The organism is Hamadaea sp., assembly GCF_013362815.1.
Lineage (GTDB): Bacteria > Actinomycetota > Actinomycetes > Mycobacteriales > Micromonosporaceae > Hamadaea.
Window position 1 is genome coordinate 51971 of the sequence record NZ_JABFVK010000097.1, and the last position, 24353, is coordinate 76323.

Sequence of the window (24353 nt, forward strand, 5' to 3'; positions counted from 1 at the left end):
TCTGGACCAGGCACTCCCGAAAGGCGAATCTTTGGACTCTGCACATCTGTTCTCCGGTGTCGGCGAGCACTCCGTCACCGTCAATCGCATCTCGGCGCGGCACTGGCACGCGCTCGACGACGACGAAGTAGCCGGCCGTGGCGAGGCTCACCAACGTCCCGACGGCCGGCTGTTCCTCAGCATCGACGCCTGGTCCGAGCCGGTCTTCGATCGGCTGGCCCATGCGATGCTCGCCGACCTGCCCCGGCCGCTGCATACCGTGGTCGACGAGGCGGATCTGGACCTGCTAGTGCAGTGGGAACGAGCGGGCTTCGCGCCCCGGCGTCGCGAATTCGAGTACGTCATACCCACTGATCCGCAGGTCACCGGCCTTGATTCGGCCCAGCCTCCGTCGGGTATGCACATCCTCGGGTTGGGCGCGGCCGCCGAAGGGCCGTTGCGCGTACTGGACGGGGTCATCCGCGACGAAGTGGACGCCACGATCGGCTGGCAGGAGATGCCGGCGGAGGTGCTGTCCGGTCCGGACGGACGGCTGCCCGTCGATCCGGCGAAGTACGCCGTCGCCGTTCGCGACGACGAATACGTGGGGCTCGTACGCGTGGCTCCGTTGCCCCGCCAGCCCCACATCGGCCTGGTCGCGGTCCGATCCGGGGTACGCCGCCGGGGTGTGGCGCGAGCGCTGCTGGCCGAGGTGCTGGCATCGGCGTACCGCCGTGGTCTCGGCACGGCATCCGCAAACGTGAACCAGTCCAACGGGCCGGCGATCGCACTGTTCGAAGGGCTCGGCGCCCGCCGGGCCGGCAGCACCCTGGAGCTGGTGCTGCGATGACGGCTTCTCGATGGGAGCAACGATATGATCAAGAAATCCACTGACGGCATCCAACTGGAAGGCACCGTCGTCGAGTGCCTCCGCAACGCCACGTTCCGGGTGGAGCTGCAGAACGGGCACAAGGTTCTGGCGCACATCAGCGGGAAGATCCGGAAGAACTACATCAAGATCCTCCCGTTCGACCGGGTGCTCGTGGAGGTCAGCGCGTACGACCTCGACCGCGGTCGCATCCTCTTCCGGTACCGCAACTAGTACTCCAGTCGCGGGCACGGGAACGTGACTTCGACCGACAGTCCGCCACCCGTTCTCGGCCGGGCGTCGACGGTCGCGGCGTGGGCGGTGGCGATGGCCTGGACGATGGACAGGCCAAGGCCGTGCCCGCCGTCGTGGCCGGCCCGCCGGTCGCCGAGCCGGACGAACGGCTGGAAGAGCCGCCCGACCTCGTCGGCCGGAATGGCGACCCCGGTGTTGCCCACTTTCAGGACGGCGTGACCGTCCCGGGTCGTGGTGCCGACCTCGACTTCGCCGCCGGCGGTGTTGTGGCGGATGGCGTTGGCGACCAGGTTGGCGACGAGCCGTTCGATCAGCACCTTGTCGCCGACCAGGACGGCGGGGGAGAGCGCGGCGGTCACGGACACCCCTCGCCGTTGTGCCTCCGGCGCCGCCGAGTCCAGCACGTTGCCCGTGATCGCGGCCAGGTCGGCGACCTCCCGGTCGGCCGGGCCGGCTTGGCTGCCGGCCAAGGCGAGCAGCGCCTCGATGAGGCTCTCCTGCTCGGCGTTGGAGGCGAGCACTCCCGTGGCGACCGCCCGCCAGGTCTCGGCGCTCGTGCCGGGATCGTCCAACGCGACCTGCAGCATCGCCCGTTCCCGGGTCAGCGGCGTACGCAGCTCGTGGGAGGCGTTGGCGACGAAGTTCCGCTGCGCGTCGAACGAGGCTTCCAGCCGGGCGAACAGATCGTCGAGCGTGTCGCCGAGTGCCTTCAGTTCGTCGTCGGGCCCGCGTAAGGCAAGGCGCTGACTGAGATTGCTGGCGGAGATCCGCCGGGCGGTCGCGTTGATCACAGCCAGCGGACGGAGTACGCGTCCGGCCGCCAGCCAGCCGAGGCCCAGTGCGACGACCGTGACAATAGCCAGCGCGATCGGGGCGTCGATGAGTACCTGCCGCAGATCGCTGGCGGCGATCTCCTTGCCCAGCGCGGTCTCCAGCTGGGCGAGGTCGGGCAGCTGACCATCGGGCAACTGCTCCTTGCTCAGCGGACCGCTGGAGACGGTGATGTCGCTCGGCGGGAAGTTCTCTCTGTTGATGTGCCCGTCCGGATTGATCGCATGCCGTACGAGGAGATAGGTGACCACCAGCAGGATCGCTCCGCAGGCGAGGAACAGGCCGCCGTAGAGCAGGGTCAGCCGGAATCGCGCGGTTCGGCGGGGCATCATTCGGCTCCGATGCGATAGCCGCTGTCGCGGACGGTGTGCAGGACGGGCGGGTCGCCGAGCTTGGCGCGCAGCCGGCCGACCGTGGTCTTCACGGTGGTCGTGAACGGGTCGGCGGCCGAGTCCCAGACGTGCTCGAGGAGTTCCTCCGCGGAGACGGGCCGTCCGTCGGCTCGCAGCAGGTACGCCAGCACCGCGAACTCCTTCGGGTTCAGTGCGAGCTTCCGCCCGGCCCGCGTCGCGGTACGCCGTCCGGGATCCAGCACGAGATCGGCGTACCCGAGCTCGTCGCGTACCGGAGCGCCCGGCCGGCGGGCCAGCGCCTGGATGCGGGCCACGAGTTCGGTGAAGTCGAACGGCTTGGGCAGGTAGTCGTCCGCGCCCAGGCCGAGCCCCTCCACGCGGTCGCGAACCGACCGGGCGGCGGTGAGCATGAGGATGCGGCTGGGCGAGCGCGTCGCGACCAGATGGCGGCAGATGTCGTCCCCCGGCACGCCCGGCAGATCCCGGTCGAGCACGACGACGTCGTAAGCCGTGGCCGCGAGTTGCGCGAGCGCGCTGCCGCCGTCGAGCGCCACGTCGACCGTCATACCGCGGCGGAGCAGCCCGGCCGCCACTGCCCGGGCCAGCCGGTCGTCGTCCTCAGCTATCAGCACTCTCATCGACTCTCACCGGCTCACCATGGCAGGGCGCGGTCGCCCGGCGCCGGAAGGTGACAGCCAGGTGACAGCTGGCACCCGCGTGTCACCTGTCGTCGCCTAAACCTGACTGCCGACGGTACCCATCGGCGAAGGAGACGCGAAATGAAACCGTTCGAACGGACCGCCACGCTCGTCGCGGCGGTGCTGCTCAGCCTGGTGACGGCGGCGTGCGCAGGCGGCTCGGCGCAGGACACCGGTTCGGCCGCGACGCCGTCCGCCACGCCCCGTCCGGCCGGCTCGCCTTCCCGGATCGCCTTCTCCCACTGCATGCGTACGCACGGCGTGCCGAACTTCCCCGACCCCGACAGCAAGGGCAACTATCAGGCCACCGGCCCGGGGGCGCTCGGGGTCAGCAGCACCCAGTACGAAGCGGCTGAACAGGCCTGCCTGTCCCAGCTCCCGACCGGGGGTTCGCTGGAGGAGCAGACGAATCAGTGCTTGTGGTTCGGCGCGTGCCCGCCGGCTTTGCTTCAGCAGCTGATGAACATCGAGCGCCAGTACGCCGAGTGCATCCGTACGCACGGCGTCCCGAACTGGCCCGATCCGGAGATCAACAAGGGCAACCGGCCCGCCTTCAACCTGAGCAAGGCCGGCATCGATCCGGACTCGATGGGCACCGCCCGGTTCGAGGCGCTGGATCGGGACTGCCGCAGCCGGCTCGGCGGCTCCGTGCCCAAGCTGCCGACCTCCTGAGGCGACGTCATGACGGACAGGAAACGAGTCTTCTCCCGGCGTCGGCTGGTGGTCGGTGCGCTGGCCGTCGGCGTCGTGGGCGTGGGTGCCCCGCTGGTGGCGGTCAGCGGAGTGCTGGACGGTACGCCGGACGACGGCGAACCGGCCGGGCAACCGACGACTTCGCTGGCGACGGTGAAACGGGGATCGCTGTCGAAGCAGATCCAGCTTGCCGGCACGCTCGGGTACGCGGGCAGCTACACCGTGACGGGCCGTCGGCCGGGGACGGTCACCTGGCTCCCCGCATCCGGTCAAGTGATCGAGCAGGGTCACGTGCTCTACGAGGTGGACGGCGTACCGGTGATCCTGCTCTTCGGAGCGACACCGGCGTACCGGTCGCTCGGGGCGGCCGCAGTCGGAAAGGACGTGGCGCAACTCAACCACGCCCTGGTAGCCCTGGGATTCCTACGAGCGTCCGATGTGGACGGACGATGGGCACGGTTCGGCGGGACGACCCGGACCGGCGTCAAGCGACTGCAGCATCGCCTGGGCTTGCCGCAGACCGGCGAACTGGATGCCGGTGACGTCGTGTTCCTCCCGACGGCCGCGCGCGTGACGGAGCTGGCAGCCGATCTCGGCGGGCCTGCGGACGGCGCGGTGCTCCGGGCTACGTCGACGACTCCGGTGGTGACCGTGGCGCTGGCGGCCGACCTGCAATCGGTCGTCGCTGTTGGTGATCAGGTCGCCATCACGGTGCCGGACGGCAAGGTCACCACCGGCACGGTGGCGTCGGTGGGCAAGGTCGCGGTCGCGGCCTCCGAGCAATCCGGCGGCTCGGTCGCGACGCCGACCGTGCCGGTGACGGTCACGCCCGCCGATCGGGTGGCGACCAGCGGCTGGGATCAAGCGCCGGTCCTCGTGGCGATCACCACGGCCACCGTCGCCGACGTCTTGGCGGTTCCCGTGTACGCGCTGCTCGCCCGGTCCGGCGGCGGGTACGCCGTCGAGGTCGTCGACGCGAACGGAGCACGCCGTCTCGTCGAGGTGACTCCCGGGCTGTTCGACGACGCCACCGGCCTGGTGCAGGTAGCGGGAGCGGGACTCGCCGACGGTCAGCGGATCGTGGTGCCGGCCTCATGACGACGGCGATGCCACCGGTCCTGCAAGTCGAGCAGGTGACCAAGGCGTATCCGAGCAGCCCGCCGGTGACGGCGCTCCGCGAAGTCAGCCTGACCGTCGCCGAAGGAGAACTGGTCGCGATCGTCGGGCCGTCGGGTTCGGGCAAGACCACGCTGTTGCACTTGCTGGGCACCTTGGACCGGCCGAGTGCTGGGCGCGTACTGGTCACGGGGCTGGACGTGGCTCAGTTGTCCGACCGCGATCTGGCCACGGTGCGCGCGGGTCGCATCGGATTCGTGTTCCAGCAGTTCTTCCTCGACGAGTACGCCACGGTCCTGGACAACGTCGCCGACGGACTGTTGTACGCCGGTGTCGGGCTGCGACGGCGTCGTGTCCTGGCGCTCGAGGCGTTGGAAACCGTCGGTCTCGGCGGCCGTCCGCACGTCCGCCCGACGGAGTTGTCGGGTGGTCAGCGGCAACGGGTGGCGATCGCCCGCGCCCTCGTCGACCGGCCGGCGATCGTCCTGGCCGACGAGCCCACCGGCAACCTCGACAGCGCCACCGGCGCAGCCATCGTGGAGTTGCTCGAAGACCTGCACGCGTCGGGCACGACCATCCTCGTCGTCACCCATGACCAGGCGCTCGCCGCCCGGCTGCCGCGCCGGATCGAGCTGCTCGACGGGCAGGTCGTGGCCGACACCACCCACCCCGCTTCCGTGTCCGGAGGAGGTCGCTCATGACCGCATCGCTCGCCCCGTATCGGCTGCGCCTCGGCGATCTGAGCCGGTTGGCCGCCGTCGGCCTGCGTACGCGCAAACTCCGAGCGGGGCTGTCCGCGCTGGGCATCGCGATCGGCGTCGCCGCGATCGTCGCCGTCCTCGGCTTGTCCTCGTCCTCCCAGGCCGGGCTGCTGGCCGAGATCGACCAGCTCGGCACCAATCTGCTCACTGTCGCGAATGGACAGAACTCGGTCGGCGGCCCGGCCGAGCTCCCGATCGCCGCGCCCGGCATGATCACTCGGATCGCCGGAGTGACCGACGTCCAGTACACCGGCCGGGTCGGCGGCCAGCACGTCTACCGCAGTCCGCTGATCCCCGCGATCAACACGAACGTCCTGTCGGTGCAGGCCACCAGCCTCGACCTGCCCGCGACTCTGGGCGCGTCCGTCGCCGTGGGCCGGTTCCTCGATGCGGCCACCGCCCAGGAACCCGTCGTGGTGCTGGGTGCGGCCGCCGCCGCGCGGCTCGGCGTAGACCGGCTCCATCCCGGCGAGCGGATCTGGATCGGCCCGAGTTCGCGGATCGGTCAGTGGTTCTACCTCACCGGCGTCCTGCAACCGGCCGTGCTCGCGCCCGAGATCGACTCGGCCGTTCTCATCGGCTTCCCGGCCGCGAAGGCGTACCTCGGATTCGACGGGCATCCCTCGCAGATCTATGTGCGTACGGCGACCGATCAGGTCAACGCAGTGCACGACCTGCTCGCGGCCACCGCCAGCCCGGCGAATCCGGGACAGGTCACCGTCTCGCAGCCCTCCGATCTACTGGTCGCCCGGGCGGCGGCGAAATCGGCGCTCAACGGCCTGTTCCTCGGGCTCGGCGCGGTGTCACTGCTGGTCGGTGCGGTGGGGGTGGCGAACACGATGATCATCTCGGTGCTGGAACGGCGGTCGGAGATCGGCCTCCGCCGGGCGCTGGGCGCGACTAGGCGGCACATCCGGCTGCAGTTCCTCGGCGAGGCGATCCTGCTCGCCACGCTCGGCGGTGCGATCGGTGTCGCCGCCGGAGCCGCCGCGACCGCGCTCTACGCCCACGCCCGACAGTGGACCGCTGTCGTCCCGGCGATCGCCTGGGGCGGTGGGCTCGCCGCCGCGGTGCTGATCGGTGCCGTCGCCGGTCTGCTTCCGGCACTCCGAGCCGCTCGGATGTCACCCACGCAGGCGTTGTGGGCCGTCTGAGGGGTGGCTCCGTGGCGGGTTCCGTGACCGGGTCCGTAGCCGCCACGGATGTTCCGCCGCCGTCCGGCCGAGATCCTTGAACCTATCGGGCCGGTCTGGCCCCCATGACTCAGCCCACGACACAAGGAGTGATCGGACATGACCTCTCAGATCAGCGCGGACGTTCTGCCCGTCGGCACCGGGCAGCGGCGTACGCGGATCACCGCCAACGGAGTGCTCTGGGTGCTGCAGGCGCTGCTGGGCCTGTTCTTCGCCGGCAGCGGGTTCGGCAAGGTGCTGCTCCTCGACGACGCCTGGTACACCGCCGCACCACAAGCCGTCGCCTGGTACGCCGCGGTGTCGCAGCCGTTGATCGTGTTCATCGGGGTCGCCGAGGTGCTCGGCGGTCTCGGCGTGCTCTTCCCGGCGATGACCCGGGTGCGGCCGAGTCTGACGCCGCTCGCCGCGGCCGGTCTGACGCTGACGATGATCCTCGCCGGTGGCTTCCACGTCGTACGCGGCGAGTTCGACCTGCTCCCGTACAACATCGTGCTGGGCGCGGTGGCCGCCGTCGTCGCGATCGGCCGCTGGGCCAAGCGCCCCATCGCCGCCGCGCCACTGACCCGCGGCCGCGTGATTCTGTCGGCGGTGGTCGCGGTCCTGCTGATCCTGCTGGTCTTCGCCCCGACCTGGTACTCGATGACCCGCTTCTGAGCGAGCGCGTCAGGCGGGCGGCGACAGGCGCTCGTGCCGTTCGATCAGCAGCCGGATGCCGTCCGGTTCGAGCGCCAGCAGGCTCGGCACGATCTCACCCGCCGCGTACGGCGAATCGACCACAGCGCGTTGCAGGAAGTCCACGAAGCCCGCGTCCTGCCGGGTGACCAAAACGGTGTCGGGATCGGGGAGGGCCACGACGAGCCGTTCGCCGTTGAGCGAGCGGCTCATCTGCTCGTGGAAGTCGGGCAGGGCCAGGGCGGACGAGGCGAACCCGCCGTCGCGGCGCAACGTGAGGAAGCGGCCGAGCTCGGGCCGGTCATGGTCCTCGCCGACGTCGACGCGCAGGCCGGCCACGAGTGCGCCGTACGCCGTCGCGAGTACCTCCTCGAACGGCTGGCTCCCCAGTTTGGCGTGGGTCAGGTGGTTCATGCCGATGCGGCCCTGCGGAGTCGGGGCGACGGCTGCCACTGTCACGTGCATCCGCCCGGGCACGACGTCGCGGTGGGGGAGATGCTGCAGCAGGTCGATCGTCGGCGACGACCAGCTCCAGAGCACCGGCAGAAGCTGGCCGTTCTCGGCGACGTAGTCCATGTTGTCGACGGCCTGTGCGGCGGCGTGCTGCCGTTCGGCCTGCTCCATGGTCTGCCGGACCTCGGCGAACGCGGCCTCCCAGCCGCCCGGGCCGGGCCGGTCGAAGCTGTAGGTGACCGCCGCGCGCGGGAACGTCCGCCCGATGAAGTCTTCGTCCACCAGCGACGGTTGCCACTCCGAGTAGATGCGGCTCACGTCGGCGGCGGCCCGGCGCTCCACCGGCACGGCGAACCAGGCCTGCTGCACGCAGTCGTCGGCCTGCGTCGGCCCACTCGAGATGAACGGCTCCGGGTAGCCGGGGATCTCGAAGACCACCATGTTCGTCGACGGGTCGGTGTTCACACGTCCTCCCAAGGCCAGCGCGTCCCTCCTGGCAAGATCGTCAGGGACGGTACCACTGCCCGGCAAGATTAGCCGTCTGTCCGAAGTGGATGACATCGGCCCGGTCAGAGCAGCCGGTTCCGGCCCCAGCCCCGGGTCATCCGCCAGGAGGCGAACGCACCCAGGACGGTCGCGACCGCCAGCAACACGGCCGCGGCGCGTACGGTGGCGGCCCCGTCGCCGGTCAGGGCGGCGGTCAACGCGTGCAGCGCCCAGTATCCAGGTGAGGCGGGGGCGGCGGCGCGCATCCACGCCGGCATCAGTGCCAGGGGCACCATCGCACCGCCGAGCACGGTGAAGAACATCCCGCCCAGGTCGTTCACCGCGCTCAGCTCGCTCTGGCTGCGTACCACCGTGGCAAGCGCGGCGCCCGCGGCGAGCAAGGTCACCGCCCAGCTCACGCCGGCGACCAGCAGGAGGTCCGGCCGCGGCACGCGCAGCCCTAAGAAAATCATCGAGTACGCGATGATCGCGCCCTGTTGGGCGATCAGCATCGCACCGAGCGGAACGGCCTTGCCGACCAGGATCTGCGCGGGCCGGGCGGGGGTGGCGCGGAGCCGGTCGAGCGTGTGCCACGAGCGTTCGGTGAGGATGCCCCCGGCGATGATGTTGAGCCCGAGCAGCGAGAACAGCACGAGCATGCCGGTGACCGCCTGGGTGAGCCCGGCGGACCCGAGCGCGGCCGAGTAGAGCGGGCGAAGCGCCGTGATCAGCACGAGCGGCATGCCGACGCGGCTGAGCGCCGGCCCGGGCTCGGCGAACAGGAGGGCGAAGTTGTGCCGGATCAGGACGGCCGAAGCGCTCATCGAGAAACCGCCAGACTGTGGTAGAGATCGTCGAGGGTCGCCGGCCGGATGTCCACAGCCGACGGCCGTACGCCGTCCGCGAGCAGCCGGGCCAGCGTGCCGGTCGGGTCCGGCGTGGTGATCTGCTCGACGCTGCCGTCGGCGCGGGTCACGTCGAGGTGGCCGGGCAGCCCCGCGAGCAGGCTCTCCTGGTCGCCCCGGGCGATGACCCGACCGGCCGAGCACAGCGCCAGCGTCGCGCCGAGGTCGACGAGTTCGGGCAGGTAGTGCGTGGTGTAACAGACGGCTGTGCCGGTCGCGGCGATGTCCTTGATGAGGTCGAGCAATGCAGCTCTGGTCTCGGGGTCGGCCCCTACCGTCGGCTCGTCCAGAAGCAGCAGTCGAGGTCGATGCAGCAGCGCGGTAGCGGCCTGGGCCCGGCGACGCTGGCCGCCCGACAGCAACCCGACGGGACGGTCGAGGCAGTCGGTCAAGAGGAGGCGCTCGGCTGTCTCCGTGATCGCATCGCGCAGCGTACGCCCGCGCAGCCCGGCGAGGCCGCCGAACAGACGCAGGTTCTGCCGCAGGCTCGCCGACAGGTAGAGGGCCAGTTCCTGCGGTGCGAGCCCGATGCGATCGCGGGCCTGAGACGGCGTACGCCCGTCGACGGTGACGACACCGCCGTCGGGGCGGACGAGTCCGGTGACGATCTCGACGAAGGTGGTTTTCCCGGCGCCGTTGTGCCCGATGAGCCCGCAGATCTCGCCGGCCGCGATCGAAAGGGTGAAGCCGTCGAGCGCGAGACGCTCGGCGTACTGCTTGACCAGGGCTTCCGCCTGAAGCATCGGCCCGCCTCCTTTGTGATCTACGTTGTATAGATCTACACTGTAGAGGTGCCCGATGACGATCGCAAGCGCCGGATTCTGGACGCCGCGCTGGAGCTGGCCGACGAACGCGGCCTCACCGGCGTGACCATGCGCGCCCTAGCGCAGAAACTCGGCGTCACCGCGATGGCGCTCTATCCGCACATCGGGGACAAGGACGGCCTGCTCGACGGGCTGGTGGACCGGATGCTCGCCGAGATGCTGCCCGCCGTGACCGTCGACGGGACCCCGGAGGAGCGGCTGATGGCCGTCGGCCAGGCCGCCCGCGAGCTGGCCCGCCGGCACCCCTCGGCGTACGCGTTGCTGCTGGCCCGCCCCGCAGTCACGCCGGACGCCGTGCGCCTGGTCGACGCCATCTACGGCGCGCTGCTGGAGCTCGGCGTACCGGAGTCGGAGGTGCCCCGGGTCGAGCGGCTCATCACCACCTTCGCCCTCGGGTACGCCAGTAGCGAGGCGAACGGCCGGTTCTCGGCGGGCACGATCAATCCCCGGGGCCGGCGGGCGCAGTTCCCGGCCGAGGAGGTGCCGGCGCATCGGCGGCTGAGCGAGGTGCTCGACCGGATCCCGGACTGGGACGCGGAGTACGAGGCGGATCTGCAGGATCTGCTGCTGATGCTGCGAGCGCGCTGGCCCGCCTGATTCCCGGCTCAGTTCACGACGGCTCAGTTCACGACGGCGAGCACGAAGCCGTCGTGCCCCTTCACCCCGACCGTCTGCACCGCGGTCGCCGCCAACCGGGGCTCGGCCGCGATGAGCTCGGTGAAACGGCGTACGCCGACGACCCGGGGATCGTCCTCCGTGGGATCGGTGACCGCGCCCTCGCGGACCACGTTGTCGCCGACGATGACGCTGCCCGGCCGGGTGAGCTTGAGCGACCACTCGAGATAGTCCGGATTGGACGGCTTGTCGGCGTCGATGAACACGAGGTCGAACGGGCCGGCCTCCTCCGCCTCCAGCTGCGGCAACGTCTCCAGCGCGCGGCCCACCCGGATGTCGACGAGATGCCCGACGCCGGCCCGCTCGACGTTGGCGGCGGCGACCGTCGCGGCGTGCTCGTCCACCTCCAGCGTCACGAGCCGCCCGTCCTCGGGCAGCGCGCGGGCCAGCCAGATGGTGCTGTAGCCGCCGAGCGTACCGATCTCGAGGATGCTGCGGGCGCCTTTGATCCGCGCGATGAGGTTCAGCAGCTTGCCCTGGTTCGGGGCGACCTGCAGGGCGCTGAGTCCCGCCGCGTCGCTGTCCTCCACCGCCGCGACGAGTGCGGAGTCCTCCTTCACGAGAAGGTCCGCGAAGTAGCCGTCGACTGCGGTCCAGGTGCTCTGCGTCATGCGGGTTCCTTTCGGAGACTGAGCAGCGTGAGCGACGTTACCACTGGTGGCGACCGTTCGGGTTGAGCAACAGACCCGTGTCCGGCGTACGCCGCAGACACCGGTGGCCCGTCACCTCGTCGGCGGCGGGCCACAAGAACGGCGCGGTCGCGTCAGTTCTTCTCCTGGTCCAGGAAGTCCACAGCGACCGCGGAGAACAGCGGCGACAAGAACAGGTTGTAGTGCGTCAGCCCGGGCAGGATGGCCAGCGCGTGCCCGCCCGCCGGCCGCCCCTCGGCCATCCAGCCGCCATCGCGCTGACCGCCGTCGAGCAGGCCGAAGACCTCTACGTAGTGGCTCGGGGGAGCCATGTCGGCGTCAGCCGCCACAACGAGGGTCGGCACCTGGACGGCCCGGACCTCCTCGGTGAAGTCGAAGTCCTTCGCCATCGCCGCGCCGATCTTGTCGAGCAGCTGCGGGAAGTCCTCGGGGCGCGGTGCCACCCGCTGGTACAGCTGGTACATCGGGGTGTCCTTCATGAACTCGGCCGCCGCCGCGCTCACCTGCCCCTGCTGACCCAGCATCTCCGGGTAGATGGCGCTGCGCTTGATGTTCGCCGAGGCCGCGACCAGACGGCCGATCTTCTCCGGGTGGCGGAACGCGACGTGCCAGGCGACGCCGCCGCCGAGCGAGTAGCCCACGACGTCGGGGCGGTCCAGGCCCAGGTGGTCGATCAGCGCGGCGATGTCGTCGGCCATCAGCGCCACGTCCAGCGGGCGGTCGATGTCGGCGGTGCGGCCGTGCCCCTGCAGGTCGACCAGGATCACCTGGTGGTGGTCGGCGAACTGGGCGACGACCGGCCCGAACATCTCGCCGGACCCGAGCCCGCCGTGCAGCAGGATCAGCGGCCGGCCCTCGCCATGCGTCTCGTAATACAGGTTGATGCCGTTGACGTCGGCGTACTGGCCGTTGCCCGCGGTGTCGGCGGTCCAGGTGGTCATGATCAGCTCCTCGGTTATGCCTTCATCGTCATCTGACACCAGCAATGACGGTAGGCGTTGGCGAAACTCATCGCTTCCCGCAGAACTTTTTCTGATACGCCGACCGTTTCAGCCCCGGTTCATCGACGGCTTCATCGTCGAGGTGTCGGATGGAAGCCCTTTCCCGTCGACGTGTACACCGTCGTCGGGGTGGTGATCACGATCTTCGGCGGGGGGCCTTGGCTCTCGTCGAAGGCGGGGATGAGGGCGGCATACATGCCCCCGCTGACCTGCGCCTGGACGACTCGCCCGTCGGCCAGGTGGAGGTGGACGTCCTCGGCGTCCAGCGGCGCGACCCCGATCCACCACCAGGCGTCGTCGATCATGCGATTGCCGCCCTGCGCGACCCCCATCTCCAGCTCCGATCCGTCAGTGGGCCCTGAGACCGACGATTTGATCGACGGGCCGAACCAGTTCCGCCGCACCCGGATGTCGTCATCGGCCATTTCCCAGGTGCAGACGCTGAAGACCGTGCGGCTGCGATAAACGTTCTTCGCCTCGAACGGCGAGGTGCGCAAGGTGAGCGCCGTCCAGAACGGCTCGGCCCTGGCCGGCAGGCTTCGCCGGCAGTACGCGTCGAACGCCGCCTCTTGGAAGCTTCCGGTGAGCGTGATCTCGTCGTGGTCCAGCGACTTCCCTCCAGCTCGGACGTCTTCGGCGTTCAGCGCGTTCGCCGGTCCCCACAGCACGGTGAACCCACCGGCCGACGCGGAAACGACCTCCGGACGGGTTCCGGCCACGGTGACCTGGTCCTTGGGGTCGCGAGCCCGGATGACGATCGCCTTGGAGCCGTCCGGCAGGTAGTCCTCGTACGCGATCGACAGGCCGGTCAGCGGTCGAGTGTCGCCGGGGCTGTAGGTGATGCGGCCCGACACCGAACCGTCGGCGAGGCGTACGCAGTCGAAGACGATCTGCAGGTGACCGGGAGGCGCGGTCGAGTACATCCGGAAGGTAGCCTCGCCGGAGCGCAGCTCGAGCAGAGGACGGCCGACGCCGTCGGGCAGCCCCGACATGTGGAGGCGAGCCCTCTCGCCCGCATATGCCGAACGGCAGGCCCGATCGAGCGCGGCGACCTGTCGGGCCTGTTGAATCCGGTCGGCGGCGACCACAGCCGACGTGGCGACGGTCAGCACGAGTAAGGCGACGGAGACCGACAGCACCGTACGCACGCGCCGTCGCCGACGGCGGCCACGGAGCTCCACCTGCGCCAGGATGGCGGGCAGTTCGGCGTCGGCGTACTCGCGCCGGATCAGGGTGTTCAGGTCGTCCTCGGTCAGCATTCCGCCTCCGCTTCGACGGTCGACAGGGCCTCGCGCAGCGACTGGAGGGCCCGATGCAGGTGGACGTGGACGGTCGCAGTAGCGATGCCGAGCAGCCGGCCGGTCTCCTCGGCGGACAGATCGGCCAGGATCCGGAGTGCGACTACTTCGCGTTGCCGGCGGGGAAGCGCCTTCAGCGCCTCGGCCACCCGATCGTCGGGTGGCCCCTCGTCGGGGCCGGTAGGTCCGGGTGCCGGATCAGGGGTCAGGAATTCGCGCCGCCGGCGCCGCCAGCCGGATCGCGCGATGTTCAGTGCCACCTTGATCACCCAGGCCAACGGATGAGGATGCTCGCGAAGCGACGGCCACCGCTGGTACGCCCGCGCAAAGGCCTCGGCGACGGCGTCCTCGACGGCAGGACGATCGCCGACGGCAGCCAGGACGGCCCGAAACGCGACGTCGCGGCGAGCGTCGAAGATTTCGGCGAAGTCGTCCACTCTGTTCCGTTCTGCCGGCGTACTTGGCTGCGTTCGGGTCCGCTGTCCTTGCGACGGGTAAACGCCGGGCGGACTGTTCACCTTTACCTCGACCGATAACGGACTGGTAACAGGCTTGCGCGCTGCACTAGGTTGATCATCATGGTGGGAACGGTCGCGGAGCTCCGGCGTCATCCGGTGAAGTCGATGCTGGGCGAGCAGGTGAGCGCGGCCGAGGTGACCGAGCGCGGGCTCGCGGGAGACCGACGTTGGGCCGTCGTGGACCGGGAGACCGGCAAGATCGCGAGCGCGAAGACGCCTCGGCTGTGGCGGGCGCTGCTCACCTGCCGGGCGACCGCCGGGCTGGAAGGTCCGGTGATCGTCGGTCCGGACGGCGACCTGATGGACTCCGACGAGCTGACCAAGCTGCTCGGGCGGCCTGTGCGGCTCGCGAGTACGCCGCCGCCGGGTGCCTCGCTGGACCGGTCGAAGCCGGATCAGGTGCTCGATCGGGGGCTGGACGCCGAGGTCGACGCCGATGTCGTCCACTTCGGTTCGGCCGCTCCTGCCGGGACGTTCTTCGACTTCGCGCCGATCCACCTGATCACGACCTCAACGCTGCGGAGCATCGCTGCGCTCAGTCCGCGTACCACTGTCGAGGTCGAGCGGTATCGGCCCAATCTGGTGGTCGACACGGCGGAACCCGGGTTTCCGGAGCACGCCTGGGTGGGCGGAAACCTGCGGATCGGCGACCAGGTGGTACTGCGGATCATCGCGTCGACCCCGCGCTGCGCCATCCCGACCCTCGGCCATGGCGAGCTGGCCCGGGACGCCTACGCCCTCCGCGTGCTCGCCGAGCACAACCGGGTGCCCGCCTTGCCGGGACGCGGCCCGGAACCGTGTGCCGGGGTGTACGCACAAGTCGTCGCGCCGGGCTTGGTACGCCCTGGCGATCAGGTCGCGGTGGCGTGAAGTTCGAGCGCGGCGACGGCGGTGACGACGTCCGGAAAGGACGGGATGTACGCGTCGACGGCGCGACCGGCGAAGTCGGCCCGGCTGCGTACGCCGCTTTGCAGGCAGGCGATGAACCGCAGGCCCGCCCCGAGGGCGGCGTCGGCGTCGCCGGGTGAGTCGCCCACGTAGACGCAGTCAGACGGGCAGAACCCGGTCTCGGCCAGGAACTCGTCGAACGCCCGGGGATCGGGCTTGCCGAAGTCCGTGTTGTCGGCGTGGAAGACCCCGCGTACGCGATTGGCCAGGGCGTGCGCCGGATCGAGCAGATGGCGCAGCTCTTCTTCGGTCCGGGAGGTCAGCACGTATACGTCGCGCCCGGCGGCGGCGAGGTCGTCCAGCGCCGTGAGGTTCTCGGGCACGATCGCGTCGAGCCGCCCTTCGGCGACATAGCGACCCAGAACCGCCGGGTACGCCGAGACGAAACGGGCGAGGTCGACGCCGGGGGACCGGATCGGCAACGCCGTCAGCAGTGGCTGGCCCCAGGTCGCCCGATGGACCGCCCGCTCGATCGCGGCCGCCCCGATCAGACTCAGTACCTCGTTCTCAAGTGCGAAGCAGACCGCTTCGGTCAAGCACAACGTGTCGTCGACGTCGATGACGACCGCCCGGATCATCGCGCTGTCCAGCGGAGTCATCGTTTCAGATCCACGAGCGCGGTCGGCTGCTCCGTCATCCGCGTACGCCGGGTGGCGGCCCGGGGGCGGGCGAAGAAGGCCAGCGCCACCAGCGGGATCACGAGCATCGACTCGGCGAGCAGGACGGTGCCGAGCGCGAGGAGCGTCCAGCCGAGGGCCCGCACGAGGGCCACCGCGATCCCGATGACTCCGGCCGTTCCGACGAAGATGCCGTACCACGCTGGCAGCTGCCGACTCAAAACGTTCCTCCCCAGGTTCGCGGGAAGATCCTTTCAGATCGGCTGCGGTGACGCCAGGGCCACAGTGAGTAATTGAGTAGCCGGTCTAGTCGGTCATCGACCCGGGACGGGTTTGGCCACCAGGCTCACCAGGGCCGACCGATGGGTCGTCCCGTACGTGGTGGTGACCTCGAAACGCTGCTCGGTCAGGAACCCGGCGATCCGGCCGGCGATCGCCTCGGCGCGCCCAGGTGTCGGGGGCTCATAGGTCAGGAACATCGCCCCCGACGGCTTGAGCAGCCGCCGAACGATCTCCAGGTCGCTGGCCGACGAGCGCACCCAGAACAGGTTGACGTTGACGGCGAAGACCTTGTCGAACTTCCGGGCGGGCAGGTCGGCCGCGTCGAGGGCGGTCGTCTGAAAGACCGCGCGGCCCGCCGCGACGTGCTCGGCGTTGCGTTGCTCGGCGAACTTCACCATGGTCAGCGACCGGTCGATCGCGGTGATCTGGCCGCTGCGCAACCGGTCGCACACCAGCGACACCGCCGCGCCCCGGCCGCAGCCGATCTCCAGCAGCCGGTCGCCGGGGCGTACCGCCATGTTCGCCACCGTCCACCGGACGCGTTCCGGAATCGCACCCACCAACATGTGTCTGTCATACCAAACGAAGGCTTGCCGCCGCGCATATGGTGGGGTGATGCCGGAGCGCGTGATCCTGGTCGTCGGCTACGACGGCGCCGAGCTGCTCGACATCGCCTGCGTCACGTCCAGCCTGGACATCGCCAACCGCATCGGTGCGAGCCCGCCCTATCGGACCGTCCTGGCGACGCCGGGCGGACGGCCGATCACCTGCGATTCCGGGCTGCAACTGGCCGGGCAGACGGCGTTGGAGCAGTTCCGGGGACCGCTGGACACGTTGCTGGTCAGCGGCGGACTCGGCCATCGCGACGCGGCCGAGGACGCGGTGCTGGTCGGCCACGTACGCCGGTTGGCCAAGCTGGCGCGCCGGACAGCCTCGGTCTGCACCGGCGCGACGGTGCTCGCCGAAGCCGGGCTGCTCGCCAACAAGCGCGTGACGACGCATTGGATGTACGCCGAGCAGCTCGCCCGGAACTATCCGGAGATCATCGTCGACCCCGATCCGATCTACGTGCGCGACGGCGACGTCGCCACCTCCGGCGGAGTCACCAGCGCGCTCGACCTGACCTTGGCGTTCGTCGAGGACGACCACGGCATGGCGCTCGCTCGCGGTGTCGCGCTCGGCGTGGTGGCGTACCTGCAACGACCGGGCGCGCAGGCGCAACTGAGCATGTTCCTGACTCGCCGGGACGGCGACGATCTCGTCGTACGCCGGACGACCAGCCACATCGTGAGCAACCTCGCCGAGGATCTGACGGCGGGCGCGCTCGCTCGCCTGGCCGGGGTGAGCGAACGGCACCTGTCCCGGTTGTTCCTCACCTACGTCCGGGAGACCCCGGCTCAATACGTTCGCCGTGCGCGTACCGAAGCAGCGGCCCACCTGCTCACCTCGACCGCGCTTCCGCTGCCCGCCGTCGCCCGGCGCTGCGGGTTCGGCAGTACGGAGACGATGCGGCAGGCGTTCGTCACGCACTTCGGGGTGCCGCCTTCGGCGTACCGCAGGAATCCCGTCGGACCGGCCACGGAATCGGACCCGTCCGCTCCCGGCCTCGTCTTGTCGTCGGCCGCCGGGGCACGATCGGATTCGTGAGTTCACTTCGGGCCCGCTGGCCTTCGGCGCTCGGCCTCGTCTCCATCGCCGGAGCGGTATTCGTCCTCGTGCTCAGCACATCGGGGGATCTGCCGCTCACGCCGGCCGTCCTGTTCGGCCCGGCGATCGCCACGATGGCCGGGATCTACCTGATGGCGTACGCCCTCGGCCGTCCCCGGACCGCCTGGGTCGCCTTCGTCGTGCTCAGCGTCGTCGTCTCGGTGTTCCAGGTGCTCTATCAGCGTTCCTCGGGGCTGCACCCGGCGGTCGGGATGTCTGCCGTCCTCGTGCTGCTGTGGGTCTGGGTCGTTCTCGCGAGGCGGGAGCTGCCGCTGCAGACGGTGGGCATGGTGTTCTTCGGGGCGCTCAGTCTGCTGTGCGCTTTCGTGGAACCCCGCCTCGGGATCGCCGTCGCCGGGGCGGGGTTCCTCTTCCACGGTGCCTGGGACGCGTATCACTTCGCGGTGGATCGCGTCGTGGACCGGCGGTGGTCCGAGTACTGCGGCGTCGTGGACCTGGGGATCGGGGTGGCGCTGTTCGTCGCTGCCCTCGTCGGGTGACCCGCGCTTGATCACTTGGGCGGCGCGTTATGCCGGATAACGCGGCTTAGATCGCGCGGAAAGCCGCGTTATCCGGCATCCTGCGACGAAGCGGTGAGCGTCACGCGCCCACCTATGGGGGCCACTTCGACGGTGCGATCGTCCCCGACCCCGACCGTCAGGACGGGAGAGGAGCCGACCTGTACGCGCACGGTGGTCCCGGCAGCCGAAGGCACACCGAGCCGAACGGGGCCGTCCGACGAGACGACCGCCGACACCACGGTGGAGCTGCGCGAATAGGAAGACACCACGGTGGACGAATCGCCGTCCACCAGCAGGGTCGAGTCGAGGGTCACCCGCAGCCGATCGGAGGCGTACAGGTGGAGGCGGCCTTCGCTCAAGGCGAGGTTGGTGAGCGTGGCGGCCCGCCCGGGATGGGCGAAGCGCCAGCCGTCCGGCCGCGGGTCGGCCAGCTGCTGCATCGCCAGGTACGCGAGCAGGTTGCCCCAGCTCAGCAGGAAGTCCGAGCGCGCCTCGAACGGGTGGATGTCCTCGTCCGGGCTTGAGAAGTAGTTCTCGTGGACGTGGCTGTGTTCCTCCCACTCGACCCGGAACATGCTCAGCAACTCGTCGACGATCCGGTCCACGTGATCGTCGAGCGCGTACCGGCGAAGCCCCTCGACGGCGAGGAAGGCGACCGGACCCCAGACGCGTCCCCGCATGTAGTGCCGGTTGTATCCGGGGTCGCTGCGCGACACGCTCGGCAGCGGCGGCGTACCGCCGAGGAGCGACGGTGTCAGCAACGTCTCGACGGCTTGCCGGGCGCGCTCCGGCGACGGCGAGCCGGCCAGCAGCGGGTAGAGCATGCTGGGCGCGAGGTGGATGTCGAACGAGCCGTCCGCTCGCAGGTTCCGATAGTGGCCGGCGTCGGCGTCCCAGAAGCGTTCCTCCAACGCCGTCCGAGCGCCCGCGAGCTGGTCGCGCAAGCGCGCCGCGACCTCGGTGAAGCCGAGCCGGGCGGCGATGGCGGCGAGCGCCTCGGCGTCGGCGGCATGCAGCGCGGTGAGCGCGACGTCGGTCAGGTCCATCGTGTGCGTCTTCGGGTCGTACTGGATCTCGTCGAACATCGGCGAGTCGTCCATCCCCGACTCGCGGCGCGTACTGTCCACAGTGGCCGACTTCGGATCTCCGGTCGGATCGGAACCCCAGGTGAGCAGGCCCAACGGGCCGACTCGATCCCGTGTCCACCAGTCGTGCCAGCCGAGCAGTGCCTCGTACGCCCCGGTCAGCAACGAGAGGTTGCGGGTCTCGTCGGACAACCCGCTGCTCAGATACGACTTGAAGACCGTGTACGCCCCGACCGGCGGCTGCGACCGGTCGTCGGTACGCCCGCGTTCGTCGGAGACGCGGTTGGGCACCATGCCGCGGTCGGTCGCCTGTTCCAGCATCTGGTCGTAGATGCCGCGGGCGTAGTCGTGGTCGATCCACGTCGCGGTCAGCCCGCAGAAGAACGTGTCCCAGCCGTGCAACGCCCAGGTGCCGTAGAAGCCCCGCCGTCCGGCGTGCACGAAGTCTCGGGAGGTCGGCGTGATGACCCGGGCGAGGTCGGTGCGGATCACGGTGTTCCAGGTGAGCGCGCGCTGGTAGCCCTCGGCCGATCGGCCCAGCCAGCCGGAACTGCCGATCGCGCGGGACTCGGCGGCCGCCTTCGCCGCCTCGAAGTCGACGGCCGGGGCGGACACACCGACCGGCGCCCAGGCGAAGGTGCCACCGTGTCCGGGCAGGGTGACGACGCCGTCGCCGACGTCTGAACCCTCCGGAAACGTCGCCTGCCCGCGATCGAGATCGACCGAATCGACCGAGGGCAGCTTGTCCACGATCAGGCGGACGCGCGTGCCGTCGGGCGTACCGGGGAGCAGCTCGGCCAGTCCAGTGAGGACGTTCGCCGCCGGGTTGGTGAAGACCAGGCGCAGCAACGCTTCCCCGGCTCGGACGGTGACTTCGGCGTACTCGCCGTCGACGGTGTGGTGGCCCAGCCGTTCGAGGCCTTCGCGCCAGGTGAACCCGTCGGTCACGGTGCCGTCCGGGGCCACGATCGCGGCCCGGATGCGCAGGCCGGAGGGCAGATGGGCGGCGGCCGTGTGGTACTGCGTGTCCCAGGTGTTCCAGTCGTTCGGAACGGGATGATGCTCGGTCATCGGTGCTTCTCCAGGGTCGGTATCCAGATCCGCATGGCGTGCGGGCCGCGATTGGCCCACGCGTAGTACGGGATGAGCGTCAGGTGGTCGCTGCGCAACACCGTCACGCCGCCAAGCAGGTCGGGCCGTGGTTCGGCGCTGATCGGCGCGGCCGGGTCGATCCGCAGGTCCTCCAGCACCGCGTCCGGGTGTTCGGGCTGCTCCAGCGCGTACACCAGGGGTCCGCGCGCCACCGCCAGGCAGCCGCGCGTCGCGTCCACCCGCTCGTCGGGCTCGATCAGCCTCGGCGTCAGGTCCAGCTCCAGCACGACCTGGTCGCCCGGCCGGAAGACCCGCGAGGTCCGCGAATATTCACCACCATGTGGTATGCGGAAAGCCAGGTCGACGGGGTGTGTCGGAGCCTCCAGCACCGTCACGACGACGCGCCCGTCCCAGGGGTATGCCGTATCGACGTCGACCGCGAAGTCCCCGGATCGGAGGGTGCCCTGGGCGTACTGGTGGATCTGGAGACTGTCTTCGGTCCCCGTCGCGACATACCCCGGCAGGCTGGCGAGCGTACGCATGACGTTGGGCGGGCAGCAGGCGCAGTTGAACCACGGCCGGCGGCCGTTGGCGGGGGAGCGTTGCACGTCGGCGCGTGCCCCCGTCCGCCGGTGCAACGTGTTGACGTAGAAGTACTCGGGCTCGGTCAGCGACACTGCTGGGAGCACCGCGTTGTAGAGGATGCGTTCCATCTGGTCGGCGTACCGGGGGTCGCCGGTGGCCAGCAGCAGCCGCCAGGCCCACTGGAAGACGCCGATGGCCGCGCAGGTCTCGGCGTACGCCCGGTCGGGCGGCAGTTCGTAGTCGTCGCCGAACGCCTCGCCGTCCCATCGCGATCCGACGCCTCCGGTGACGTGCTGCCGGCGAGCGCTCATCGCGTCGAACAACCGGCGTACGGCGGCGAGCAGTTCGGCGTCACCGGACTCGATGGCGACGTCGGTCGCCCCGAGGGCGAAGTAGACCGCCCGGACGGCGTGACCCTCCAAACGGGACGCTTCCCGGATCGGTACGCGGTCGGCGTAGTGAGCCGGGTCGGCGAAGTGCGACGGGTCGAAGCCCGGTTTGGTGGCCCGGCCGTGCCCGCGCGCGTCGACGAAGTATGCCGCCAGGTCGAGATAGCGCCGTTCGCCGGTCTCCCGGAACAGCTCGACGAGGGCGGTCTCGATCCCGGGATGCCCCTCCAGCTCGTTGCGCTTCCCGGGACCGAACGTGTCGGCCAGGTGGTCGGCGAAGCGTACGCCGACGTAGAGGAGCGTGCGATCGCCGGTGGCCCGGGCCGCCGCCACGGCCGCCTGGAACAGGTGACCCGCGTTGTACAGCTCGTGGCTCAGCCAGAGCTGGGTGTACCGGGGTTCGCCGCGCAGCCGCATCACGGAGTTGAGGTAGCCGTCGCTCTCCTGGGCCGCCGCCACCGTCGCGGTCAGCTCGCGAAGGTGGCTCAGCAGCCCCGGATCTTCGCTGCGGGCGTACTCCCAGGCGGCGGCCTCCATCCACTTGTAGACGTCGGAATCCCAGAAGACCGCACCACGCGCCGCGCCGGTCTGTTCCCCGGCGGCGATCCGGAGGTTGCCGATGTTCCCGGCCTCGATCAGGCGCTCCCGGCCGACCGGGATCGCCGCCGAGTTGGCGGCGATCCGGTCGGCCCAGAACCCGCCGGTGATCCGGCTGTCCGCCAAGCCCAGGGGATGCAACGTCACCCCCGTCGTCGGTGCGGCGATCACGCGGGAGCCTGCCGCCGGAACCGTACGCCGTCGGCGATCACCACGCCGTCGGCCGCGTCGGTCAGCTCCACGTAACCGTCGAGGCCGGCCCGGAACGGGAAGGTGCCCAGCGAGACCCATTCGCCCATGCGTGCGTCGGCGACTCCGTGGAGCTTCTGGTTGACGGCCATGGTGGACGCGCCCTCCGCGTGATGAACCGTGTAGGGCGCGTTACTCGCCCGGTTCGGGTCCGCGGCGTACGAGATGAGCACCTCGTAGCGATCGTCCCCGGGAAGCGCGGGCCGCCAGCGGGCGCTGTTGGCCCCGGTGCCCTTCGCGTGGGTGAGGTAGTTGAAGCCGTAGTAGCCGAAGACGCCGCGGCTGCTCGGCCAGGTGCCGGTGGTCGCGAAGCCGAGGCCGCCGTTGTCGACGGCGAAGTCCTCGCGGACGTCGGGCGCGTGCGTGGCCGCGACCAGGCTGAGCTGGTCGAGCGAGACGGCTGTGCCGCCACCGCGGCCGGGACCGGCGAGCGTGAACCGGATCGTGTGCCGCCCCGCGCCCAGCCGGCCGGTACGCAAAAGCGCAGTGTCATAACCGTCTCCGCGATAAGACGTGAGATCCAGTGTGGACGTACGCGGCGTCTCTCCGTCCACGGTGACGGTGATCAGCCCGCCGTCGGCGGACCGGAAGTACCGCAGCCACAGCTCGTAGTCGCCGCCCGGAGCCACCGTGAACGGGTACTCGACGTAGTCGCCGACGGCCGACGGAGTCCACGCCGCGCGGGAACCGTCCCGGGCGGTCGCCTCCTCGACGACAGTGAGCGTGCCACCGGAGACGGTCGCGTGCTTGGCGGTCTTGCCCAAGTCCTGCGTTAGCTTCTCGGTGACTTCCGTTCCGGTGGCGAGAGTGTCGCGCCCCTGGGTGAGCCATTCGAGGTTGAACCGGGCGAGCGCGACCCGGCGGGGGCTGCCGTCGAGGTCGCCGTCGCAGCCGTAGAGCAGCACGATCGTGCCGTCGGACAGCCGCGCGAGGTCGGAGTAGAACGCCCGGATCGGGCTGAGCGACCGGCTGTAGCGGAACGACTGGCCCTCGTCGTAGCTGACCGCGACCGTCATGTTCCACCGCATCGGCGAGTCGGGGAAGCTGAACAGCATCCGGTTCGGCTCCGGGCTGTGCGGTCCGCCGGTGTAGCGGATCAGGCTCGTGTCACAGCCGTTGAACAGCCCGGCGTTGAAGTCCATCCGAGGCTTCGACCAGGTCACGCCGCCATCGTGGCTGACCGCGATCGCCCGTGGCCAGTCGTTGCCGGAACCAGGCCGGGTGTTCATGACGACCGCGCCATCGGCCCGTTGCACGAGCCGGGCCTCGCCCGCGACCGGCAGCCCGGCCTCCATCGGGATCTCGCCCCCGGCCAGCCAGGTACGCCCATGGTCGTCGCTGTAGATCGTCGACGCGCCATAGTTCCGGTCGGCCGTGGGTACGCCGGTGATGACCGTCCGGTGCGAGCAGGACAGGATGAGCCGCCCGGAGTCGAGCTGGATGCCGTGGCCGGGACCGGGACCGTGCATCGCCCAGTTGTACGGGAAGTGGTCGAACAGTCCGGCGAGGCTGCGGCGTTCGCTCCACGTCTGCCCGCCGTCCGTGCTCGACACGACGTACACCGTGCTGGAGTCGGCCGAACAACTCGTGTTCTCCGGCAGCTGCTCGCAGAGGTTGTGGAAGAGGAACACCTCGCCGGTGATCCGGTCGACGACGAACGTCGGGTTCGCCCAGATCTGACCGTCGACCGACTGCTCGACGACCTGGGTGGGACTCCAGGTCCGGCCGCCGTCGGCGCTGCGGCGTACGAGGATGTCGTGCGGTCCGGCGTCACAGGTCTCGTGGCGGCCCTCGGTGCAGGCCAGGATCGTGTCGTCGGGCAGGACGGCCAGGGCGTGCACGTGATAGCTCGACAGCCCGTCGACGGTGTTGTCCCACAGTGTCGTCTCGGTGAAGAACGGCTCCTGCGATTCGGCGGTCGTTTCGAGAGTGCCGTCGGCTGCGGTGGCGGGTCCGGTCGTGAGGGGCAGGGCGAGCGCGGAAGCGCCGGCGACGGCGCCGAGGGTGAACGCTCGCCGGCTGATCCGGTGGGACATGCGGCTCTCCTTGGCT

General features: G+C 70.1%; 26 protein-coding genes. 11 read left to right on the forward strand and 15 right to left on the reverse strand.

The window, feature by feature from the left end; translation table 11 throughout:
* Positions 1 to 31 precede the first annotated feature (31 nt).
* Both HOV77_RS31595 and infA read left to right on the forward strand, forming a co-directional pair.
* Positions 32 to 829 carry a GNAT family N-acetyltransferase gene (locus HOV77_RS31595; RefSeq protein ID WP_290868968.1) on the forward strand — a complete coding sequence of 266 codons (798 nt, stop codon included), beginning with the start codon at positions 32 to 34 and terminating at the stop codon, positions 827 to 829.
* 24 nt (positions 830 to 853) lie between these two features.
* Positions 854 to 1081, forward strand: a complete 228-nt coding sequence (gene infA, locus HOV77_RS31600) for a translation initiation factor IF-1 (RefSeq protein ID WP_290868971.1) — start codon at positions 854 to 856, stop codon at positions 1079 to 1081.
* Here infA and HOV77_RS31605 read toward each other — a convergent pair.
* Both HOV77_RS31605 and HOV77_RS31610 read right to left on the reverse strand, forming a co-directional pair.
* Positions 1078 to 2262: an ATP-binding protein gene (locus HOV77_RS31605; protein ID WP_290868974.1), complete on the reverse strand. Its 1185-nt coding sequence runs from the start codon at positions 2260 to 2262 to the stop codon at positions 1078 to 1080. The genes infA and HOV77_RS31605 overlap by 4 nt on opposite strands.
* A complete protein-coding gene (locus tag HOV77_RS31610; RefSeq protein ID WP_290868977.1) occupies positions 2262 to 2924 on the reverse strand; it encodes a response regulator transcription factor in 663 nt (220 codons plus the stop codon). The genes HOV77_RS31605 and HOV77_RS31610 overlap by 1 nt, the downstream gene beginning before the upstream one ends.
* 141 nt (positions 2925 to 3065) lie before the next feature.
* Here HOV77_RS31610 and HOV77_RS31615 point away from each other — a divergent pair, with 141 nt between their 5' ends.
* The 5 genes from HOV77_RS31615 to HOV77_RS31635 all read left to right on the forward strand — a co-directional run bounded on the left by HOV77_RS31615 (position 3066) and on the right by HOV77_RS31635 (position 7401).
* Positions 3066 to 3656 (forward strand): hypothetical protein, encoded by a 591-nt coding sequence (locus HOV77_RS31615; protein WP_290868980.1) that lies wholly within the window; start codon positions 3066 to 3068, stop codon positions 3654 to 3656.
* 9 nt (positions 3657 to 3665) lie between these two features.
* The gene (locus tag HOV77_RS31620) at positions 3666 to 4775 is read left to right on the forward strand and encodes a peptidoglycan-binding domain-containing protein (protein ID WP_290868983.1); all 1110 of its coding nucleotides are present in this window, start codon (positions 3666 to 3668) and stop codon (positions 4773 to 4775) included.
* A complete protein-coding gene (locus HOV77_RS31625) occupies positions 4772 to 5494 on the forward strand; it encodes an ABC transporter ATP-binding protein (protein WP_290868986.1) in 723 nt (240 codons plus the stop codon). Before HOV77_RS31620 ends, HOV77_RS31625 begins: the two co-directional genes overlap by 4 nt.
* Positions 5491 to 6708 carry an ABC transporter permease gene (locus HOV77_RS31630; RefSeq protein ID WP_290868990.1) on the forward strand — a complete coding sequence of 406 codons (1218 nt, stop codon included), beginning with the start codon at positions 5491 to 5493 and terminating at the stop codon, positions 6706 to 6708. Before HOV77_RS31625 ends, HOV77_RS31630 begins: the two co-directional genes overlap by 4 nt.
* Before the next feature lie 138 nt (positions 6709 to 6846).
* Positions 6847 to 7401: a DoxX family protein gene (locus tag HOV77_RS31635; RefSeq protein WP_290868993.1), complete on the forward strand. Its 555-nt coding sequence runs from the start codon at positions 6847 to 6849 to the stop codon at positions 7399 to 7401.
* A gap of 9 nt (positions 7402 to 7410) precedes the next feature.
* Here the strand turns inward: HOV77_RS31635 and HOV77_RS31640 are convergent, their stop codons facing one another.
* From HOV77_RS31640 to HOV77_RS31650, 3 genes are all read right to left on the reverse strand, one after another.
* Positions 7411 to 8337, reverse strand: a complete 927-nt coding sequence (locus HOV77_RS31640; RefSeq protein WP_290868996.1) for a hypothetical protein — start codon at positions 8335 to 8337, stop codon at positions 7411 to 7413.
* Positions 8338 to 8441: 104 nt separating this feature from the next.
* Positions 8442 to 9182: an ABC transporter permease gene (locus HOV77_RS31645; protein ID WP_290868999.1), complete on the reverse strand. Its 741-nt coding sequence runs from the start codon at positions 9180 to 9182 to the stop codon at positions 8442 to 8444.
* Positions 9179 to 10006: an ABC transporter ATP-binding protein gene (locus HOV77_RS31650; RefSeq protein WP_290869002.1), complete on the reverse strand. Its 828-nt coding sequence runs from the start codon at positions 10004 to 10006 to the stop codon at positions 9179 to 9181. The genes HOV77_RS31645 and HOV77_RS31650 overlap by 4 nt, the downstream gene beginning before the upstream one ends.
* Before the next feature lie 48 nt (positions 10007 to 10054).
* On the opposite strand from HOV77_RS31650, the gene HOV77_RS31655 reads away from it, so the two are divergent.
* Positions 10055 to 10684, forward strand: a complete 630-nt coding sequence (locus HOV77_RS31655) for a TetR/AcrR family transcriptional regulator (protein ID WP_290869005.1) — start codon at positions 10055 to 10057, stop codon at positions 10682 to 10684.
* A 23-nt stretch (positions 10685 to 10707) separates the two neighbouring features.
* Here HOV77_RS31655 and HOV77_RS31660 read toward each other — a convergent pair whose 3' ends face one another.
* The 4 genes from HOV77_RS31660 to HOV77_RS31675 all read right to left on the reverse strand — a co-directional run bounded on the left by HOV77_RS31660 (position 10708) and on the right by HOV77_RS31675 (position 14148).
* Positions 10708 to 11373: an O-methyltransferase gene (locus HOV77_RS31660; RefSeq protein WP_290869008.1), complete on the reverse strand. Its 666-nt coding sequence runs from the start codon at positions 11371 to 11373 to the stop codon at positions 10708 to 10710.
* Between the two features lie 152 nt (positions 11374 to 11525).
* Positions 11526 to 12353, reverse strand: a complete 828-nt coding sequence (locus tag HOV77_RS31665) for an alpha/beta fold hydrolase (protein WP_290869043.1) — start codon at positions 12351 to 12353, stop codon at positions 11526 to 11528.
* Positions 12354 to 12484: 131 nt separating this feature from the next.
* A complete protein-coding gene (locus tag HOV77_RS31670; RefSeq protein WP_290869046.1) occupies positions 12485 to 13672 on the reverse strand; it encodes a hypothetical protein in 1188 nt (395 codons plus the stop codon).
* Positions 13666 to 14148 carry a sigma-70 family RNA polymerase sigma factor gene (locus HOV77_RS31675; RefSeq protein ID WP_290869049.1) on the reverse strand — a complete coding sequence of 161 codons (483 nt, stop codon included), beginning with the start codon at positions 14146 to 14148 and terminating at the stop codon, positions 13666 to 13668. The genes HOV77_RS31670 and HOV77_RS31675 overlap by 7 nt, the downstream gene beginning before the upstream one ends.
* Before the next feature lie 141 nt (positions 14149 to 14289).
* On the opposite strand from HOV77_RS31675, the gene HOV77_RS31680 reads away from it, so the two are divergent.
* The gene (locus tag HOV77_RS31680) at positions 14290 to 15099 is read left to right on the forward strand and encodes an MOSC N-terminal beta barrel domain-containing protein (protein ID WP_290869052.1); all 810 of its coding nucleotides are present in this window, start codon (positions 14290 to 14292) and stop codon (positions 15097 to 15099) included.
* Here HOV77_RS31680 and HOV77_RS31685 read toward each other — a convergent pair.
* The 3 genes from HOV77_RS31685 to HOV77_RS31695 all read right to left on the reverse strand — a co-directional run bounded on the left by HOV77_RS31685 (position 15081) and on the right by HOV77_RS31695 (position 16642).
* Positions 15081 to 15776: an HAD-IA family hydrolase gene (locus HOV77_RS31685; protein ID WP_290869054.1), complete on the reverse strand. Its 696-nt coding sequence runs from the start codon at positions 15774 to 15776 to the stop codon at positions 15081 to 15083. The two genes, HOV77_RS31680 and HOV77_RS31685, sit on opposite strands and share 19 nt — an antisense overlap.
* The gene (locus HOV77_RS31690) at positions 15773 to 16015 is read right to left on the reverse strand and encodes a hypothetical protein (RefSeq protein ID WP_290869056.1); all 243 of its coding nucleotides are present in this window, start codon (positions 16013 to 16015) and stop codon (positions 15773 to 15775) included. Before HOV77_RS31690 ends, HOV77_RS31685 begins: the two co-directional genes overlap by 4 nt.
* 93 nt (positions 16016 to 16108) lie before the next feature.
* Positions 16109 to 16642 carry a class I SAM-dependent methyltransferase gene (locus HOV77_RS31695; RefSeq protein WP_290869059.1) on the reverse strand — a complete coding sequence of 178 codons (534 nt, stop codon included), beginning with the start codon at positions 16640 to 16642 and terminating at the stop codon, positions 16109 to 16111.
* Between the two features lie 49 nt (positions 16643 to 16691).
* On the opposite strand from HOV77_RS31695, the gene HOV77_RS31700 reads away from it, so the two are divergent.
* Entirely contained in the window at positions 16692 to 17723 is a 1032-nt protein-coding gene (locus HOV77_RS31700; protein ID WP_290869061.1) for a helix-turn-helix domain-containing protein, read from the forward strand.
* A complete protein-coding gene (locus tag HOV77_RS31705) occupies positions 17720 to 18283 on the forward strand; it encodes a hypothetical protein (protein WP_290869064.1) in 564 nt (187 codons plus the stop codon). The genes HOV77_RS31700 and HOV77_RS31705 overlap by 4 nt, the downstream gene beginning before the upstream one ends.
* A gap of 68 nt (positions 18284 to 18351) precedes the next feature.
* Here the strand turns inward: HOV77_RS31705 and HOV77_RS31710 are convergent, their stop codons facing one another.
* From HOV77_RS31710 to HOV77_RS31720, 3 genes are read right to left on the reverse strand one after another with little or no spacing between them, the layout of a single operon-like run.
* Entirely contained in the window at positions 18352 to 20460 is a 2109-nt protein-coding gene (locus tag HOV77_RS31710) for a trehalase family glycosidase (protein WP_290869066.1), read from the reverse strand.
* Positions 20457 to 22223, reverse strand: coding sequence for a beta-L-arabinofuranosidase domain-containing protein (locus HOV77_RS31715; protein ID WP_290869068.1), 1767 nt, complete (start codon positions 22221 to 22223; stop codon positions 20457 to 20459). The genes HOV77_RS31710 and HOV77_RS31715 overlap by 4 nt, the downstream gene beginning before the upstream one ends.
* A complete protein-coding gene (locus HOV77_RS31720; protein WP_290869070.1) occupies positions 22220 to 24337 on the reverse strand; it encodes an exo-alpha-sialidase in 2118 nt (705 codons plus the stop codon). Before HOV77_RS31720 ends, HOV77_RS31715 begins: the two co-directional genes overlap by 4 nt.
* Positions 24338 to 24353: the final 16 nt, after the last annotated feature.